This is a genomic window from Streptomyces echinatus, from assembly GCF_014203595.1.
Taxonomy (GTDB): Bacteria; Actinomycetota; Actinomycetes; order Streptomycetales; family Streptomycetaceae; genus Streptomyces; species Streptomyces echinatus.
The window spans coordinates 99934-118145 of the sequence record NZ_JACHJK010000010.1 but is presented as its reverse complement, the minus strand read 5'-3'; the positions used below and the strand labels follow the sequence as shown (position 1 = coordinate 118145).

Here is an 18212-nt window from a genome sequence, read left to right as displayed (position 1 = left end):
GCGGATGAGCGCGGCCGCACGCCGCTCCGTCGCCCCGTACGTCCGCGCACGTCCCGGCACGTGTCACCGACGATCGAGACGGCGCCGGAACCCCGCGCCGCCGCCCGCCGGCCGCAGATCTCGGACCGCCTCGTCGCACCCGCGAACTCTCGCCCGGGGCCGACTCGTTGAGCCACCGCCGCTCGCGTCGGTCCGCCGGCCCGGAGGCCTCACGAGAGCTGAACGAGTACCGCGTAAGGCCAGTTGCCCGCGCCGGGGCGGGCTGTACGATCAGCAGCGCACGGCAAGCACCTCAGCCCCCGACAGCGCCATCGCGTCGCGGTGTTGCGCAGCGGCTACCAGGCGTTCGGGCCACTGGCACACCCGGCGGCCGGCCGATGCCGCGAATCGAGCCGCCGGCTCGATGTCCGGGGAACGGCATCCACGACGGGGCGCCCGGCGACACCGCCCCCACAGAGCGGAGAGAACGTGTTCATCGCCTTCGTCACGGTCACCATCCTCGGCGTGGTCTTCAACGGTGCCGCCGCCGTCACGTACCTGATAGGCCACGAATACCCCAAGACCCAGGCGGACATGAAGGGCATACCCCGGAAGTACGTGCCGGTCCTCGGCTCTTTACTGGCCGCGGGCACCGTGGGCCTGCTGGCCGGGCTCGCCGTGCCGCTGCTGGGGACCCTCGCCGCCTCCGGCCTCGTGCTGTACTTCATCGGCGCCATCATCGCCCACGTGCGGGTGGGCTCCCGCGACATCGTCGGCGGGATCGTGTTCCTGGCCACCGCGCTGGCCGTCCTGATCCTGGGCCTGCTCCACCACGGCGCCGTCTGACCGCGGCCCCTCGACGGCCTCACGCGCAGGCCCCGCACCACGCACCGCCGCCCACCGGCGCGCGGGCGGGGTGGGCGGCGGTGGCGTCGGGCCGGGGCGAGCGCGGACGCGGGCCCCGGCACCGGCTCTACCGGCCGGCCGCCAGGCGCTGGGAGAGTTCGACCCGGCGGGTCTTCAGCGTGGCGGTGCGCGGCAGTTCGGCCAACGGGATCTGGACGGGATCCGCCAGCTGCGGGTACGCGGCCGTGGCGGCGCGCCAGCGGTCGGGGTCCAGCGGCTCGTCGCGGTGGGTGCAGACGACCGGGACCGCCTTGGACCCGGGGCCCGGCACCACGACGACCTCGGCCAGCTCCGCCAGCTCGTCCAGCAGGATGTCCTCGATCTCGAGGTTGCTGCCCACCCCGGGGATCGTGTCGAAGTCCCGGTCGAGCATGTGCAGGCAGCCGAACGAGGTGCGGTAGCCGACGTCCCCGGTGCGCCACCAGCCGTCGCGCAGATTGGCGTCGTAGCGCTCCTGCTCGCCGTGGTACGTCTTGGCTATGCCGTCCCAGCGGACCTCGATGAAGCCGGGGTTGTGCTGCGAGGGCCGTCTGCCGTTCCGGCTCACCAGCCTGACCCGGGCGCTGCCCGGCAGGGCGTAGCCCACGCAGCGGCCGTCCATCCGGTGGGCGAACCGGCGGAAGTAGGGCCGTCCGGCCGCCGGACCGACCTCGCTCTGCCCGTAGATCTGGAAGAACTGCGCCCGCTGGCCGGAGGCGTGCAGCAGCCGGCGCACCGTCCGCGGGTGGATCGCGTCGAAGGTGCTGCTGAAGTACTTTACCGACGCGAACGGGCGGCGCGCGTCATCGGCCAACTCCTCCCAGGCCAGGAAGGAGTTGGGCAGCGCCTCGATCAGCCAGGGGCGGCGCTCGGCGAAGAACCCGGCGACGGCGTCCGGGGCGCCGTCCCTGACCAGCAGCGCCGGCATCCCCTGGAGGAGGCAGAGCGACATCGCCGCGAACGTCCGGGAGTGGCCGAAGGGAAGGTGGATCGCGACGGTCCCCCGCTTCCTCATCAGCCCCAGCAGGAACAGCTGCGGGCGCAGCCGGGAGCGCATCGTCCGCGGTGTGTGCACCACCAGCTTGGGCAGGCCCGTGGTACCGGAGGTGTGCGTGATCATGGCCGGCTCGTCCAGACCGCGCAGCACCGGCCGCACCGGCACCGAGCCGTCCAGCCCGGCGAGCGCCACCGCGCCCGGACCGGCGTCACCCACACCGATCACACCCCGCGTCAGCCCCGCCAGGTCCACACCGTCCTCGGTCAGGGAACGGAGCTTGGGCCCGTCGGTGATCAGGTGCGGCCGCTCCAGCCGGGCCAGCAGCGCGGCGAGGGCCTCGGAGTCCAGGTGCTGCGAGAGCATGACCGGCACCGCGCCGATGCGCTCCACCGCCGTCGCCAGCAGCCAGAGGTCGAAGTTGGGGGCCTTGCAGATGACCGCGTGGCCGCCGGGGCGCAGCCCGGCGACGGCGAGCCGGTTCGCGATGTCCGCTACGTGAACTGCAAGTTGACTTACCGTCAGGCGACGTCCGGCCTCCGGCAGGACGTCGAGGTCGTGGTCGAGGACGAGCGGCATGCCGCCGCGGGCGCGCGCGGCTCGCTCCGGTACGACACCGAGATAGAGGCCGTGCCGGTGTACCGACGTACGGGCCTGTGCACGAGTGGGCCGGTGACTCAGCTTGTACAACAACGTGCCTGCCATGAAGGTCTCCCTGGACGTCCGAGTGGGCTGGGGTACGGGGTGCGGATGCGGCATCAGCGGTCGCGGTAGGCGACCATGTCGGCCAGTTCCTCCAGCCGCCGGCGCCAGTGGTGCGGCAGGCCGGCGTCCGCCAGGGCCGCGCGGGCGTCGGCGACCAGGGCGTCGATCCGCTCCTCGACCTCCGCGCGCACCCCGGAGGCGAGCAGCGCGGCACGGAGTTCGGCCGGGTTCCAGTCGGCGTGGCGGCTGTCCTCGAGCAGCCGGGCGACCCGCGGATCCCGGGCCGCAGCCAGCGCGATCAGCAGGGTCATCTTGTGCTCGCTGAGGTCCAGGCCGGTCGGCTTGCCGGTCACCGTCGCGTCACCGAACGCGTCGAGCAGGTCGTCCCGCAACTGGAACGCCTCGCCGGCCGCGACCCCGTACGCCTCGAAGACCGCGTGCAGCCCGGGCCGTCCGGCGATGGCCGCGCCCAGGGCGAGGGGGCGGTGAATGGTGTAGCGGCCGGACTTGCAGACGGCGACCCAGCGGGCCAGGTCCGGGTCCGGTTCCACCTCGGCGGCCAGGGCGATGTCCAGCTGCTGACCGATGATCATCTCCGTGACCAGCTCGTGCCACACCTGCGCCGCCGGGCCGGTCAGCCGGTCCGCCAGCCGGTTCGCGTAGCTGAGCGCCAGGTCCCCGGCGAGGATGGCGACCCCCTCGCCGTACCGGCGGGACTCCCCGGCCCAGCCGCGCCGCGCGTGCAGGTCCGCGTACGCGGCGTGGGCGGTCGGGACGCCGCGCCGGGTGGGCGAGTTGTCCATGATGTCGTCGTGGATGAGCGCGAACGCGTGCAGCAGTTCGAGCGCCGCCGCCGCGTCGACGACCGTGTCCTCGTCCACGCCGGCGCCGGCCGCCAGATAGCCGGTGACGCAGAACAGCGGACGCAGCCGCTTGCCCCCCGCCGCGACCAGTTCCGCGACGACCGCCACCGGCACCGCCACCCGGGCGTCCACGGCGCTCCAGCGCGCCTCCTCGGCACCCAGCAACTCCTCGATCCGCCGGTCGACGCGGTCCAGCAGCTTGCCGCAGATCTCCTCGTCCACGCCGCTTCCCACGGCCGCGGCCGCACCGTCCCCCGCGTCCACCACCGGTCCCGGCCGCCCCGGCCGTTCCGACGGGACCGGCTTCCCCGGCCGTTCCGCATGTGCCAGCTGCTCCAGCACTCCCAACCCCCCTGTCTCGTCCGACGTTTCGAGTCCGGCGGGACCCCCGGTCCCCCCGGTCCGCCCCGGCCGTACCGCTTCCTCCGGCGCCGCCGCCTCCTCCAGCTCCGGCGGCAGTCTGAACGCCACGTTCTCGGTGGCCGTCACCTCCGTCTCGACGTCCTGGAAGCCCAGTTCCGCCAGCCGTCGCAGCGCCCGTTCCACCAGCACCTCGGGCACGCTCGCGCCCGCCGTGAGGCCGACCGTGCGGACGCCCTCCAGCCAGGAGGAGTCGAGCAGGTCCGGGTCGGGCAGCAGCCGGGCGCCGGCGCCGGCGGCCCGGGCGACCTCGACCAGACGCACCGAGTTGCTGGAGTTGGCCGAGCCGACGACCAGGACCAGGTCGCTGCGGCCCGCGATCGCCTTCACCGCGTTCTGCCGGTTCTGGCTGGCGTAGCAGATGTCGGCACTGGGCGGACCGGTCAGCCCCGGGAACCGCTCGCGCAGCACGGCCACGATCTCGGCCGTGTCGTCGACCGACAGCGTGGTCTGGGTGAGGTACGCGGCGGTCGTGCCCGGCGCGAGGTCGAGCCGCCTGGCCTCCTCCACGCTGCCGACGACGACGGTGCGCTCCGGGGCCTCGCCGTACGTGCCCTCGATCTCCTCGTGCCCGACGTGCCCGATCAGGATCAGCGTGTCCTTGTCACGGGCGAACCGGACGGCCTCCTGGTGGACCTTGGCCACGAGCGGGCACGTCGCGTCGATGACGGTGAGCCCGCGGAGCCGGGCGTTGTCACGGACCTGCGGGGACACCCCGTGCGCGGAGAAGACGCACACACCCCCGACCGGCACCTCCGCCTCCGAGTCGACGAACCGGGCGCCCTTGCCCTGCAGTTCCCGCACGACATGCTCGTTGTGCACGATCTGCTTGCGCACGTACACGGGCGCGCCGTGCACCTGGAGCGCGCGTTCGACCGTCTCGATGGCCCGGTGCACTCCGGCGCAGGCCCCCCGGGGTTCGGCGAGCAGAACTCGGTGCAGGGCGGACGGCATGGTTTCCCCCTCGGGGTGGTCGGAACGGGATCGACGACGTGCGGTTCGGGCCGGCCGACGCCGCGAGGAGAACGCCGGTCTCCCGGCGGATCACGCGAGGAACGCACCTGCCCGAACGTGCCGTCCCGCCGGATTCCGAATCCCGTACGGGTGAGGCCGTCCCGACGGTGATCGGCGGACCGCGAAATGCATCCTCGGCCGCGCTCCTTGCCGGGAAATACGCGCCGAATTGGCCCTGGCTTGGCGGCAAGCGGGCGCCAATCTCGGACCCAGTGGGCCCCAAGTCGCGGCTGGCATTCTCACTCGGGAGGCCGGAAGCCCCGGCCGGGGGTACGGATTTCACGGCGTGCCGGTGAACGCCCGCCGCCCTCCGCATTCCGCCGGTTCCCCGGGTTTTCCCCGGTTTCCCCTTCTCCAGAATTCCATCGCCGCGCGGGCGTCCGGTCCGCGCCCGCGGTCCATCCGAGAGAGCGACACCACATGAGCGGTCTCATCGTCCCGCCCGGCCAGGGCCGGAAACTCGTCACGAAGGCGCAGGACGTGACCTTCAAGGTCACGGCCGCGGACGGTTCCTCCTCCTCCGTGTTCGAGGTGGTCGTGCCGCCGGGCTTCGACGTCGGCGCGCACACCCACAGCCATTCCCAGGAGTTCTTCTACGTCCTGGAAGGGGAGCTGGAGCTCTTCGCGTTCGAGCCCACCGAGCGGACCCAGGACACCTGGCACGGCTGGGAGTCCCCGGGCGGCGACCGCGCCGTCCGGGCGGTCACGGGCAGCTGCATGTTCGTTCCGCCGGGCTGCCCGCACGCCTTCCGCAACCCCACGGACGAACCGGCCCGCATGCTCTTCCAGAGCTCCCCCTCGCCGGACCACGAGCGCTACTTCGAGGAGATCGTCGAGATCTTCGCCGCCGGCCGGACGGTGGACTCCGAAGCCGTGGAGCGGATGCGCCGGCGCTACGACGTCCAGCAGATCACCCCGCTCCGCTTCACCCCGCCGGCCCCGGACCCGGCCGGCCGGCCCGCGGCGTGACCGGCGACGACCCGACCAGATACCGAGAGTTGAGGGGACACCCCTGATGACCGTGACGACCACGGACAGCGTTCCGCTCGTGCACGCGAGCCTGGGCGAGCAGGAACTCGCCGCCGTCGCCGAGGTGTTCGCCTCGGGCTGGCCGGCCGGTCAGGGCCCGAGGGGCAAGGCACTCGAAGCCCTCCTGAAGCAGCGCTACGGCGTCGGCGACGCGGTCACGCTGAGCAACTGCGGCGCGGCGCTCCACCTGGCCATGCTGGCGCTCGGCGTCGAGCCCGGCGACGAGGTGATCGTCGCCGACTACACCTTCCCCGCCCCGGCCCACGCCGTGCGCTACGTCGGCGCGACCCCGGTCTTCGCCGATGTGCGCCGCGACACCGGCACCGTCGACCCGCAGGCGGTGGCGGACCTGATCGGCCCGCGCACGGTGGGCGTGATCGCGGTGGACACCGTCGGGCTGCCCGCCGACTACACCGAACTGATGGCCGTCGCCGAACGCCACGGCCTGTTCGTCGTCGAGGACGCCGCCTGCGCGGTCGGCGCCAGCTACCAGGGGCGCCCGGCCGGCGCGCTGGCCCCGGTGGCCTGCCTCTCCTTCCACGGCCGCAAAGGCGCCAGCAGCGGTGAGGGCGGGGCACTGCTCGCCGCCGACCCGGTGATCGGGGCGGACGCCCGGCTGCGGTCGTCGTTCGGCATCGGGAGCATCTACGACCAGGCGCAGGTGGTCGGCCTGCCGATCCCCACGTTCACCGACATCGGCTACAACTACAAGCTCTCCGACATCGCCGCCGCGATCCTCCAGGTACAGCTGGAACGGGTCGACGAACTCCTGGACCGCCGCAGCGCGATCGCGGCCCTCTACGGGGAACTGCTCGCCGACGAGGAACTGCTCACGGTGCCGTACGTGCCCGGGGACCGCACCCACGCCTGGCAGTCCTACCTGGTGACCCTCGACCCGCGCGTGGACCGCGCCGGCCTCGCCGCCGCACTGCGCGCCCAGGGCATCGGCTGCGGCCACGGCACCTGGGCCAGCCACCTGCAGCCGGTGTACGACACCCCGCAGCGCTGCCCGGTCTCGGCGGATCTCTTCCAGCGCAACCTGGCCATCCCCATGCACGCCGAACTCCGCCCGGACCAGGTCGAACGCGTCGTGGACGTGCTGCGGGCCGAGCTGAAGAACAACCTGCGCCCGAACTGACCGAGCCGACCGGGCCGGCCGTGCTCCCCACGCGCCCGCCGCCGCACCCGCGCCCGCCGTACCCGCCCGCCGCGTTCCCGCGTCCCATCGAGGAGAGTCCGTGCTTGTCGTCTGTCTTGTCGGAGCGGGGCCGCGCGGTCTGTCGGTCCTCGAGCGGCTGTGCGCCAACGAGCGCAAGTCCCCCGCGCACCCCGCACTGACCGTGCACATCGTGGAGCCGTACCCGCCGGGCCCGGGGAAGGTGTGGCGCACCGGTCAGTCGCGGCGGCTGCTGATGAACACCGTCGCCTCGCAGGTCACCGTGTTCACCGACCACACCGTGACGATGGACGGCCCCGTGGAGGAGGGGCCGAGCCTGCACGCGTGGGCCGCGGACCTCGCCCTGCGGTCGGCCGATCCCCGGGTCCGCGCCTCGTTCCCGCCCGAGGTACTGGCCGAGGCGGCCCGGCTCGGCCCCGACGACTACCCCACCCGCGCCTTCTACGGGGCGTACCTGGACGCCGCCTTCCGGGCCGTGCGGGACGCGGCACCCGCCCATGTCACCGTCGTCGAGCACCGCACCAGCGCGGTGGCGCTCCACGAGGAGACCCGGCCCGGCGGCTCACAGTCGCTGCTCCTGGCCGACGGCACCCGGCTGACCGGCCTGGACGCCGTCGTCCTCAGCCAGGGGCACGTCCCGGCCGTCCCGACGTCCGCCCAGCGGACCCTGGCGGCGGCCGCGGCCCGGCACGGCCTGACCTACTTCGCCCCCGCCAACCCGGCCGACCTGGACCTGTCCGTCATCGCGCCCGGCGAGACGGTCTTCGTACGCGGCCTCGGGCTGAACTTCTTCGACGTGCTCGCCCTGCTGACCCAGGACCGCGGCGGCACCTTCGTCCGCGACGCCGGCGGGCGGCTGCGCTACCGCCCCTCGGGGCGGGAGCCACGCATCGTCGCCGGATCCCGGCGCGGCGTGCCCTACACCGCGCGCGGCGAGAACCAGAAGGGCCCCTACGGCCGTCACGAGCCGCGCCTGCTGACCCTGCACGCCGTCGCCCGGCTGCACCGGCGCGCCCGGGACGGGGAGCGGCTGTCCTTCCGCGCCGACCTGTGGCCGCTGATCGCCCGGGAAGTGGAGAGCGTCTACTACGGCACGCTGCTGTCCGCGCACGGCCGGCAGCACGAACGCGAGCCCTTCGTACGGGACTTCCTGGCGGCTCCCGACCGCGCGGCCGAGGCCCGGCTGCTCGACGCCGCCGGGATCGCGCCGGACGAGCGCTGGGACTGGGAACGGCTGGCCCGCCCCTGGCACGGCCGGCCCCTGCGCGACCGGGCCGCCCACCGGACCTGGCTGCTGCGCCACCTGGCCGACGATGTGCGCGAGGCCAGGGCGGGCAATGTGCACGGACCGCTGAAGGCCGCCCTGGACGTGCTGCGCGACCTGCGCAACGAGATCCGCGCCGCGGTGAACCACGGCCGGCTGGAAGGCGGCTCGTACCGGAACGATCTCCAGGGCTGGTACACCCCGATGAACGCGTTCCTGTCCATCGGTCCGCCCGTGTCCCGGGTGGAGGAGCTGATCGCGCTCATCGAGGCCGGCGTGGCGGAGATCCTCGGCCCCGAGGTGCGGGTCACCGTCCCCGACGACGGCGCACACCGGCCGGAGCGGGCCGCGTTCGGCGTCGTCTCCGACGTCGTGCCGGGGCCGCCGGTGCGGGCCACGGCGATGATCGAGGCACGGCTGCCCGAGCCGGATCTCTCCCGCACCGCGGACCCGCTGCTGCGCGGACTTCTGGCGAGCGGTCAGGCCGCCCGGTTCCGCATCGGCGGCCCCCCCGGCACCGCGTTCACGACGCGGGGGCTGGCCGTCACCGAGCGCCCGTACCGGCTCGTCGACGCGGCCGGGCGGGCCCATCCGCGGCGGTTCGCCCTCGGGGTACCGACCGAGGGCGTGCACTGGGTGACCGCCGCCGGGATCCGCCCCGGCGTCGATTCCATGACCCTCGGCGACGCGGACGCCGTCGCCCGCGCGGTGCTCGCCCTGCCGGCGACGGCGACCGCGCCCCCGGACCCCGCGCCGGCACCGTCCGCCGAGGTCCTGGAGGCGACCGCATGACCGCCGCGACCACCCCCGCCCACCCGGACTCCGGCCAGGACCCGAGCGGGGGCGGCCCGGACAGCGGGCTGCTGTCCCCGGTCCGGGCCGGCACGCCCGCCGAGGCGGCCACCTCCGACACCGCCTGGCTGCAGGCCATGCTCGACGCCGAGGCCGCACTGGCCCGCGCGTCGGCGGCCGTCGGCGCGGTGCCGGCCGAGGCGGCGGCCGTCATCACACGGACCGCCCGCGCCGGCCGGCTCGACGTACGCGCGCTCGCCCGGGGCGCGCGAGAGACGGCCAACCCGGTCGTCGGCCTGGTCCGCGCCCTGACCCGGGCGGTCGCCGAGGAGTCCCCGGACGCCGCCGAGTACGTGCACCACGGCTCCACCAGCCAGGACATCTTCGACACCGGCGCCATGCTGGTCGCCACCCGGGTGCTCCGCCTCGTCCACGCCGACCTGGAGCGCGCTGCGGCCGCACTGGCCGTGCTCGCCGCCCGGCACCGCGACACCGCCATGGCCGGGCGCACCCTCGCCCTGCACGCCGTGCCCACCACCTTCGGCCTGAAGGCGGTCGGCTGGCGCCGCCTCCTGCTGGACGCCCGGGACCGGGTGGCCGCTCTGCTCGACGGCGGCCTGCCGATCTCGCTCGGCGGGGCGGCCGGCACCCTCGCCGGCTATCTGGAGTCGGGCCCGCGAGACCGTACCGGCCATGCCGACCGGCTGCTGGACGCGTACGCCGCCGAGACCGGGCTCGCCCGCCCGCCGCTGCCGTGGCACGCCCTGCGCACCCCGGTCGCGGACCTCGCCGCCGCGCTGGCGCTCACCGCCGGCGCCCTGGGCAAGATCGCCGTCGATGTCCAGTCGCTGGCCAGGACCGAGGTGGGCGAGGTCGCCGAACCCGCGGGGGAGGGGCGCGGGGTGTCCTCCGCGATGCCGCACAAGCGCAACCCCGTGCTGGCCACCCTGCTGCGCAGCGCGGCGCTCCAGGTGCCCGTGCTCGCCGCGGGCGTGACGCAGTGTCTGGTCTGCGAGGACGAACGGTCGGCCGGGGTGTGGCACGCCGAGTGGCAGCTGCTGCGCGAGTGCCTGCGGCTGACCGGTGGCGCCGCGCACACGGCCGTGGAGCTGACCGAGGGCCTGGTGGTCCGGCCCGAACGGATGCGCGCCAACCTCGACCTGACCGGAGACCGCATCGTCTCCGAGCGGGTCTCGGCCGCGCTGGCCCCGCTGCTCGGCAAGGCGCCCGCCCGCCGGCTGCTGACGCACGCCTCCGCCGAGGCCGACCGCACCGGCCGCACCCTGGCCGCCGTCCTGAACGGCCTGCCCGAGGTCACCCGCCATCTGACGGCCCACCACATCGACCGGCTCCTGGATCCCGAGCAGTACACCGGCGCCGCCGCGCTGCTGGTCGACCAGGAACTCGGCGGCAAGCCGGCGCCAAGGAACACGCAATCCCGACGTACGACATTGACACCCTGATAACGGAAGACAGCGGCGGAAGGCAGAGCTATGTCTTCACTTTCTGAGAGGCAGACGCCGGACATGCCCATCCTTTGCAAGCCCGCGGTGCGCGTACCGGAATACACCATCACCATGGAGGAGACCCTGGATTTCGCCAGGAAGGCCCACGCGGGAAAGCCACAGCTTCCCCTCGCGCTCCGGCTGATAGAGAACACCGGAGTGCAGAAGCGGCATCTGGTGCAGTCCATCGAGCAGACCCTGGACCACCCGGGCTTCGAGGAACGCAACCGCATCTACGAGACCGAATCGAAGAAGCGCTGCCCTGAGGCCGTCGAGGAGGCCCTGGCGAACGCGATGCTGCGGGCCGAGGACATCGACGCGATCATCTATGTGTCGTGCACCGGATTCATGATGCCCTCGCTCACCGCCTGGCTGATCAACACCATGGGATTCCGCTACGACACCCGGCAGTTGCCCATCGCCCAGCTCGGCTGCGCGGCGGGCGGAGCGGCGATCAACCGCGCGCACGACTTCTGCGCGGCCCACCCCGACAGCAACGTGCTGATCGTCTCGTGCGAGCTGTGCTCGCTGTGCTACCAGCCCGACGCCGACGACATCGGCTCGCTGCTCTCCGACGGGCTGTTCGGCGACGCCGTGGCCGCGGCCGTGGTGCGCGGCAGCGGCGGACCCGGCGTCACCGGTGTCCGACTCCGGCGCAACGCCTCGTACCTCATCCCGAACACCGAGGAGTGGATCTCGTACGCCGTGCGCGACACCGGGTTCCACTTCCAGCTCGACCGCCGGGTGCCGGGCACCATGGAGCCGCTCGCCCCGGTGCTGCGCGACCTCGCGGCGGACCACGGCTGGGACGCCGCGGACCTCGACTTCTACGTCATCCACGCGGGCGGCCCCCGGATCCTGGACGACCTCGCCAAGTACCTCGGCGTCGACCGCACGGTCTTCCGGCACAGCTGGGCGACGCTGACCGAGTACGGGAACATCGCCAGCGCGGTGGTGCTCGACGCGCTGCGCAGGAGGTTCGAGGAAGGGCCGCTGCCCACGGACGCCACCGGCGTCATCGCCGGCTTCGGCCCCGGCATCACCGCCGAGATGGCCCTGGGCACCTGGGTCGACGGCTCGGCCCGCCACCACAGGGAGCACCCGGCCGCCGAGGCCGCGCCGCGCCCGTACGCAGGGAGGATCGCATGAGCACCACCGGCATCGACACCGACGTCACCGCGCCTACGCAGGCCGGACCCACGTCCGACCGGATCCTGCGGATGATCAACGGCTACTGGGCCACCGGGGTCCTGGGGACGGCGGCGACGTACGACCTGTTCACGCACCTGGAGAACGGCGCCGGCACAGCGGAGGAGCTGGCCGGGCCGGCGGGGATCGCACCGCGCGGCGCGCAGGCCCTGCTGGACGGTCTGGTCGCCCTCGGCCTGGTCGAGGTGGCGCGGGGCCGCTACCGCAACACCCCGGAGGCGTCCGCCTTCCTCGTCGAGGGACGGCCCGCGTCACTGGCCCGGTTCGCCCGCCTGAAGATGGGTCACCTGGGATCGCTGGCGGCGCTGCCCGACGTCGTGCGCGCCGGAGGGCCGGTGACGGACGCGGTGGTGGAGATCGCCGACAACCCGCACTGGGAGAACCTCGTCCAGGCCATCGCCGCGCAGTCCGTGCCCGTGGCGCACATCGCCGCCGAGGCGCTCGGACTGGCCGGCGCCGGAAAGGTCTCGATCCTCGACATCGGCGGCGGTTCCGGGGTCTGCTCGGCCGTCTGGCTCGGGCTCAACCCCGACGCCCGCGCCACCCAGATCGACTGGGCGCCGATCAACGCGATCGCCCGCCGGCTGCTGGCCGAAAAGGGCGTGGGCGACCGGGTCGACCACGTCGACGGCGACTTCCACACCGTCGACTTCGGCGACGGCGCACACGACGTCGTCATGTACTCCAACATCGCCCACCAGGAAGGCCCCGGGGACAACCAGGCCGTCTTCGCCCGGATACGCCGCGCGCTGCGGCCCGGCGGGACGCTCGTCGTCTCCGACTACATCGCCGACGACGACCGCAGCGGCCCGCCCTTCGCCCTGACCTTCGCCGGGGAGATGCTCCTGAAGAGCCGGCACGGCTCCACCTGGCGGCGCCGCGACTACCACGCGTGGCTCACCGCCGCCGGGTTCGAGGACATCCGCTTCCTGGACACCCCGTCCCCGACCACCCTCGTGCTCGCCCGCTGAACCGCCCCGCGCAGCCCCGGCCGCACCCCCCCCGGCCGGGGCTTCGGTCTGCCACGGGGACGCCGACGGAGGGGACGCCGGCGGACGACGAAACCTCCGGCACGGCGGTCCACGAACGGACCGCCGCACCGGAGGCTTCCCGGGCGGGACAGTGCTAGGAGCGCTCGAGCTCCGGGGCCTGGCGGAGTATCTCCAGTTCCAGGTGCTGCAGCGCCGGGCTGGGCGAGATGCCCAGGTCCTCCACCATTCTCTTCTGGTGGGCCCGCAGCACCGACAGCGCGTCGGCCTGCCGCCCCGCCCGGTACAGCGCGAGGCTCAGCAGTTCGCAGCCGTACTCGCGCAGCGGATGGGCCTGGGTGAAGGCCACCAGTTCCGGCACCGCCATCTCGTGGCTGCCCACCGCGATGAGGGTGGCGCAGCGGCCCTCGATCACCGACAGGCGCAGCTCCTCCAGCCGTACGGCCTCGGGTGCCACGTGCGGGGCCGCGGCCATCTCCGCGTACGCCTCCCCGCGCCACAGGGCCAGGCCCGCCTCGAACGCGTACAGCGCCCGCTGCGGATCGCCCCGGTCCAGCGCCTGCCAGCCGGCGGTGGCGCTCTCCCAGAAGCGGTGGGCGTCGACCTCGACGGCCTGACTGTTCAGCAGATAGCCCCGCCCGCGGGTGCACAGCACCGTCGCCGGGGTGCGCGGCGCCCGGTGCGGTTCCAGGGCGCGCCGCAGATTGGCGATGTACGCGTGCAGCGAGGTGATCGCCGACTGCGGCGGCCGGCCGTCCCACAGCGCGTCCACCAGTGTGTCGACCGAGACCGGCTGGCCCACCTGGCTCACCAGCAGCACGAGCGCCGCACGCTGCTTGGGCGCCCCGAGGTCCACCCACCGGCCGCCGACCGCCGCCTCGACCGGGCCGAGTACCCGGAACTCCACGCCGGCGCCCGACGCGGACCGGGGCGGGGGACCGGCCGTGTCCGGGGCGCCGTCGACGGCGGTGTCCGGGACGCGGACGTCCCGGCGCCCGGGGGAGGAGGCGGTGTCCAGGTCCAGCGCCTTGCTGAGGTACTGCTTGAGGGTCTCGTTGGTGCGCTTCAACTCCCGGACCTCGCGCTCGAGTTCCGCTATGCGCTGCGCACCCGTGCCTTGTGTGCCCGCCGTGCTCCCCCCTGGCCGCCGCTCGGCGACGGCCTGTCGTCCGCGCTGTCCGACGCCCACCGGGACGGCGGTCATGGTGCCGTTGCGTATTCCCCTGTCCATCGTCTCTGCACTCATAGGTCCCCCGAAAGTGAAGTGTGTGTCAGGACATGCCCGGACCGCGCGTGCGGTCGCCCCGGCCACGAGGCCCGCCGCGACGTTCACGTCGCACGGCCCGGTCCGCTCACCGCGGTCCCCGGGCCGGCCTCCCGCGCACGGGCCCGGCGCCGCCGCGCGGGGCGGCGCCGGGCCCGTGGCAGGGATGGTTCACCTGCCGCTGTACGCGGGCACCTGGCCGGTCTCGTCCGCCGACGGCAGGGCGTCGTCGCGGTGCCGGAACAGCTTGCTGGGCCACCACATCCAGCGGCCCACGTCCAGGGTGAGCGCGGTGACCAGCACCGAGCGCACCACGATGGTGTCGAGCAGCACGCCGAACGCCACCGCGAAGCCCAGCTCCACCGCGAAGACCAGCGGCAGCGAGGCCATGGCCGCGAAGGTGCCGGCCAGCACCACACCCGCCGAGGTGATCACACCGCCGGTGGACGACAGCCCGGTCAGCGCGGCCCGCCGGGTGCCGTGCCGCAGCGTGTCCTCGCGGACCCGGGTGACCAGGAAGATGTTGTAGTCGATGCCCAGCGCGACCAGGAACACGAACGCCAGCAGCGGGAACGAGGCGTCGGCTCCCGCGAGCCCGAAGACGTGCTCGAACACCAGACTGCTCACGCCGAGGGCCGCGCCGAACGACAGCAGCACCGTCGCCATCAGCAGCAGCGGCGCGACCACCGCGCGTAGCAGCAGCGTCAGGATGAGCAGGACCACGAGCAGCACGATCGGGATGATCACCTTGGAGTCGCGGGACGCCGCGTTCTCCGTGTCGACCATGATCGCGGTGCTGCCGCCGACCTGTGCGTCCGCGCCCTCGATCCGGTGGACCGCGGTCCGCGCCCGGTCCACGGTGCGCATCGCCGCCTCGCTGCTGGGCTCGTCCTTCAACTGCCCGAGCAGCACCGCCTCGTCACCCCTGACCACCGGATCCGCGACGGCGCCGATCCCGGACACCCCGGCCAGCGCCGACCTGACCCGGTCGGCCGCACCGGCCTTGGCCACGACGTAGACGGGATCGCCGGACCCGGCCGGGAAGTGCGCGGCGCGGATCTCCTCACCGACCGCCATCTGCGGCTTGCCGGTGAACTGGTCCTTGTTGGACAGGCCCGAGGCGTCCAGCCCGAGCGTGCCGAGCGCCATCGCCGCGAGCACCAGCACGGTACCCGCCCACACCAGCCGCGGCCGGCCCGAGATGGCGTTGCCGACCCGGCTCCAGACGCTCTCCTTCCGCTCCGCCTCCGCGCCGTACACCGGCTTCACCGGCCAGAAGATCCACCGGCCGCAGGCGACCAGCAGCGCCGGCATCAGCGTCACCATGGCGAGCAGGCCGACCAGGACGCCGATGGCGCAGGCCGGGCCCATGCCCTTGGTGGAGTTCAGGACGGCGAGCGTCAGCAGCATCAGGCTGACCGCGACCGTCGCCGCGCTGGCCACGATCGCCGGGCCGGAGCGGTACAGGGCCTCCGCCATCGCCTCGTGCCGGTCCTCGTGACGCGCCAGTTCCTCCCGGTAGCGGGAGATCAGCAGCAGCGCGTAGTCGGTGGCGGCACCGAAGATCAGTACCACCAGGATGAAGCTGGTCTGTTTGTTGACCACGAGGCCGGCGTGTTCGGCCAGCAGATAGATCAGCGCCTCGGCCGCCATCAGGGCCACGCCGACGGTGATCAGGGGCAGCAGGGGGAGCAGCGGGCTGCGGTAGGTGATCAGCAGGATCGCGACCACGACCAGCGCGGTGATCGTGGTCAGCGCGCCGCCGCCGCCGAACGCCTTGATCGAGTCGGCGCCGTAGCCGGCCGGCCCGGCGACGTGGAAGCCGAGGCCGTTCGCGTCCTTCTCGCCGACGTCGGCCATCGCGTCGACGACCTTGCCGAGCCCTTCCCAGCCGGACTTGTCCTTGTGGACCTGGACGATGGTCTGGATGGCCTTGCCGTCCTGGGACTTGACCGGTCCCTGCGGCCGGCCCACGACGTTGTCGATGCCCTGGAACGCCTCGGCGTCCGCCTGAGCCTTGGCCAGGTCGGCGTCGGTGACCCCGCCGGCCCGGTCGTAGACCACGATCGCGGGCACGGAGTCGGCGGGCATCAGCTTCTGGGCGCGCTCGACGACCGCGGTGGACTCCGCGTTGCCCGGCAGCCAGGCCGAGTTGTCGTTCTCCTCCGCGTCACCTAGCTTCCCGGCCAGCATCAGCGCCGGGACCAGTACGACGACCCAGAGCGCGATGACGACCCACTTGCCCACCCTTCCGCTGGGCAAGGCGGCCAGTTTTCGCAGCATGTCTGTCTCTCCGTGTTCCGTGGGGGTGGATGGTGTTTCTCAGCGGGCAGTGGTGAAAGCGGGCAGGGGCGGAGGCGGGCGGGGGCTCAGGGGTTCACCGCACTCCCTGGAGCGAGCCCCGCAGATCCCGGACCCGCGCGCGGGTGTGCCCGAGGGCGAGCAGCACCGGGATGTCGGTGAGCAGCGGAAAGTGGTAGGCGAAGGGGCGCGGGCCGACCATGTCGGGCGGGCCGCCGTAGCTGCCGTCGGCCTTCTGCCGCTGGAGCAGCCAGGTCAGGGCGGCGCCGACGGGCCGTGGATCGTCGGCGTGGAGAAGCGTGATCAGGCCGTAGGCGGTGCTGATGTCGTCGCTGGGGTCGCCGGGCTGCATGCCCCAGCCGCCGTCGGTGTTCTGCGTCTCGCGCACCGTCCGCTCGATCCGCTCGGCCATGGCGGCGGAGCGGGCGTCGCCCGGGTCCGCCGTGCAGGCGGCGAGCCGCACCCGGAACAGGCTGTGCAGACGGCTGCGGCTCCAGCCCGGCTCGAAGCCGCCGTCGGCGAACTGGTGGTCGGCGAGGAACGCCAGGGCCTTCGCGCGCTGCGGCGCGGTCGCCGGGTGCGGGCCGAGCGCGCAGACCGCGGCGGCCGTCATGCACGGCTCGGAGGAGGCGCCCGCGACATAGGTCGGGAAGCCGCCGTCCGCGCCCTGCACGGCCAGCAGCGCGGCCACCCCGCCGCGCACCGCCCCGGCGTGCGCCACCGGATCGACGGCCTGGAGGAACTCCAGGGCGCAGGAGGTGTCGTCGACGTCGTTCTGCGCGACGACCGGTGACATGGACCAGCCGCCGGTCAGCGCCTCGCCGCGGGAGAGCGAGCGCAGCGGGGCACCGCCCCGCTGGGCACCGAGCGTCGCCGCCATACGGCGCAGCAGCGCCGGGTCGGCGCCCGCGGCGTGCAGGGCGAGACCGCCGGTGGACGTGCACCAGTTGTGCATCTCCAGGACGAACGGGAAGCCGCCGTCGGTGCGCTGGTGACGCAGCAGTGTGGTGAGGCCCCGGCGCACGGTCTCCTCGTGGCCGGGCACACCGGCGAGCGCGTGCAGCACCAGCAGGTGCATCAGCGCGTAGCCCTCCCACACCGTGTCGGCGGGGTCGGTGGCCAGCAGGGTGTCCAGGGCTGCCTCGGTGGCCCGGTTCCGTACGCCGAGGGCGCCGGCCAGGATCAGCGTGATGGACGCCTGCTGCACGGCGGCCCAGGAGTGCAGCGGGTCGGTGGGGACCTGTCCGCCGCCCGGGAGTTCGGCGTCGGCGGGCAGCGGGCAGCCCAGCACCGAGAGCACCGCGTACACCATCAGGCGTCGGCGGGTGGAGATGAAGCCCGGCGCGGCACCCAGGACGCCCGCCGCCAGGGTGTCGACGAGGGTGCTGTCGCCGTCGGCCCGCCGGCCCGCGGCAGCCGCGACGGCGCACGAGGCGAGCACCCGGTCGAGCTTGTCCGGGGACTCCTGGTGGCCGCGCAGATAGGTCAGGAGGCGGTCCCGGGCGGGGGAGTCCGTGCCGGTCCGCGTCATCAGGGAGAGGGCGAGCGCCGACTCCAGCACCCTGCTCTCGCACTGCTCCCGTATCGCACCGTCGTCGTCGGTTCTGCCGCTGATGTACGCGGTCAGCCGGGCCGTCGCCTGGTGCACCTCGTCCGGGGACACCTCCTCGGGCAGCGGCAGCGGGGCCGGGCGTGCTCGTTCGGCGATCTTCATGGAGTGCTCCTGTCTGGACCGGCCGGACCGGCCGGAATGGCCTGGGGCAGGGCCTTTCGTTCGGATCCGGGCGAGCCCGGCGCGATCCGGACGGCAGGCCCCGCGGGA

General features: G+C 73.7%; 12 protein-coding genes. 7 read left to right on the top strand and 5 right to left on the bottom strand.

What is annotated here, in order from left to right:
- Positions 1–468: 468 nt before the first annotated feature.
- Positions 469–825, top strand: a complete 357-nt coding sequence (locus FHS34_RS26415) for a DoxX family protein (protein ID WP_184969779.1) — start codon at positions 469–471, stop codon at positions 823–825.
- A gap of 127 nt (positions 826–952) precedes the next feature.
- On the opposite strand, the gene FHS34_RS26410 is transcribed toward FHS34_RS26415, so the two are convergent.
- Positions 953–2563 carry a class I adenylate-forming enzyme family protein gene (locus FHS34_RS26410; RefSeq protein WP_184969777.1) on the bottom strand — a complete coding sequence of 537 codons (1611 nt, stop codon included), beginning with the start codon at positions 2561–2563 and terminating at the stop codon, positions 953–955.
- 53 nt (positions 2564–2616) lie between these two features.
- Entirely contained in the window at positions 2617–4800 is a 2184-nt protein-coding gene (locus FHS34_RS42735) for a 4-hydroxy-3-methylbut-2-enyl diphosphate reductase (RefSeq protein ID WP_225817625.1), read from the bottom strand.
- 480 nt (positions 4801–5280) lie between these two features.
- On the opposite strand from FHS34_RS42735, the gene FHS34_RS26395 reads away from it, so the two are divergent.
- The 6 genes from FHS34_RS26395 to FHS34_RS26370 all read left to right on the top strand — a co-directional run bounded on the left by FHS34_RS26395 (position 5281) and on the right by FHS34_RS26370 (position 12807).
- On the top strand, positions 5281–5829 hold the full coding sequence (locus FHS34_RS26395) for a cupin domain-containing protein (protein WP_184969775.1): 549 nt from the start codon (positions 5281–5283) through the stop codon (positions 5827–5829).
- A 46-nt stretch (positions 5830–5875) separates the two neighbouring features.
- On the top strand, positions 5876–7027 hold the full coding sequence (locus FHS34_RS26390; protein ID WP_184969773.1) for a DegT/DnrJ/EryC1/StrS family aminotransferase: 1152 nt from the start codon (positions 5876–5878) through the stop codon (positions 7025–7027).
- A 100-nt stretch (positions 7028–7127) separates the two neighbouring features.
- Positions 7128–9122, top strand: coding sequence for an FAD/NAD(P)-binding protein (locus FHS34_RS26385; RefSeq protein WP_184969771.1), 1995 nt, complete (start codon positions 7128–7130; stop codon positions 9120–9122).
- Complete coding sequence (locus FHS34_RS26380; RefSeq protein WP_184969769.1) at positions 9119–10585, top strand: nitrosuccinate lyase; 1467 nt, start codon at positions 9119–9121, stop codon at positions 10583–10585. The genes FHS34_RS26385 and FHS34_RS26380 overlap by 4 nt, the downstream gene beginning before the upstream one ends.
- Before the next feature lie 63 nt (positions 10586–10648).
- The gene (locus tag FHS34_RS26375; RefSeq protein WP_184969766.1) at positions 10649–11776 is read left to right on the top strand and encodes a type III polyketide synthase; all 1128 of its coding nucleotides are present in this window, start codon (positions 10649–10651) and stop codon (positions 11774–11776) included.
- Positions 11773–12807, top strand: coding sequence for a class I SAM-dependent methyltransferase (locus tag FHS34_RS26370; protein WP_184969765.1), 1035 nt, complete (start codon positions 11773–11775; stop codon positions 12805–12807). Before FHS34_RS26375 ends, FHS34_RS26370 begins: the two co-directional genes overlap by 4 nt.
- A 154-nt stretch (positions 12808–12961) precedes the next feature.
- On the opposite strand, the gene FHS34_RS26365 is transcribed toward FHS34_RS26370, so the two are convergent.
- The 3 genes from FHS34_RS26365 to FHS34_RS26355 all read right to left on the bottom strand — a co-directional run bounded on the left by FHS34_RS26365 (position 12962) and on the right by FHS34_RS26355 (position 18104).
- Positions 12962–14056 (bottom strand): AfsR/SARP family transcriptional regulator, encoded by a 1095-nt coding sequence (locus tag FHS34_RS26365; protein WP_225817626.1) that lies wholly within the window; start codon positions 14054–14056, stop codon positions 12962–12964.
- A gap of 204 nt (positions 14057–14260) precedes the next feature.
- Positions 14261–16372: an MMPL family transporter gene (locus tag FHS34_RS26360; RefSeq protein ID WP_184969763.1), complete on the bottom strand. Its 2112-nt coding sequence runs from the start codon at positions 16370–16372 to the stop codon at positions 14261–14263.
- Positions 16373–16466: 94 nt separating this feature from the next.
- Positions 16467–18104 carry a prenyltransferase/squalene oxidase repeat-containing protein gene (locus tag FHS34_RS26355; protein ID WP_184969761.1) on the bottom strand — a complete coding sequence of 546 codons (1638 nt, stop codon included), beginning with the start codon at positions 18102–18104 and terminating at the stop codon, positions 16467–16469.
- Positions 18105–18212 lie beyond the last annotated feature (108 nt).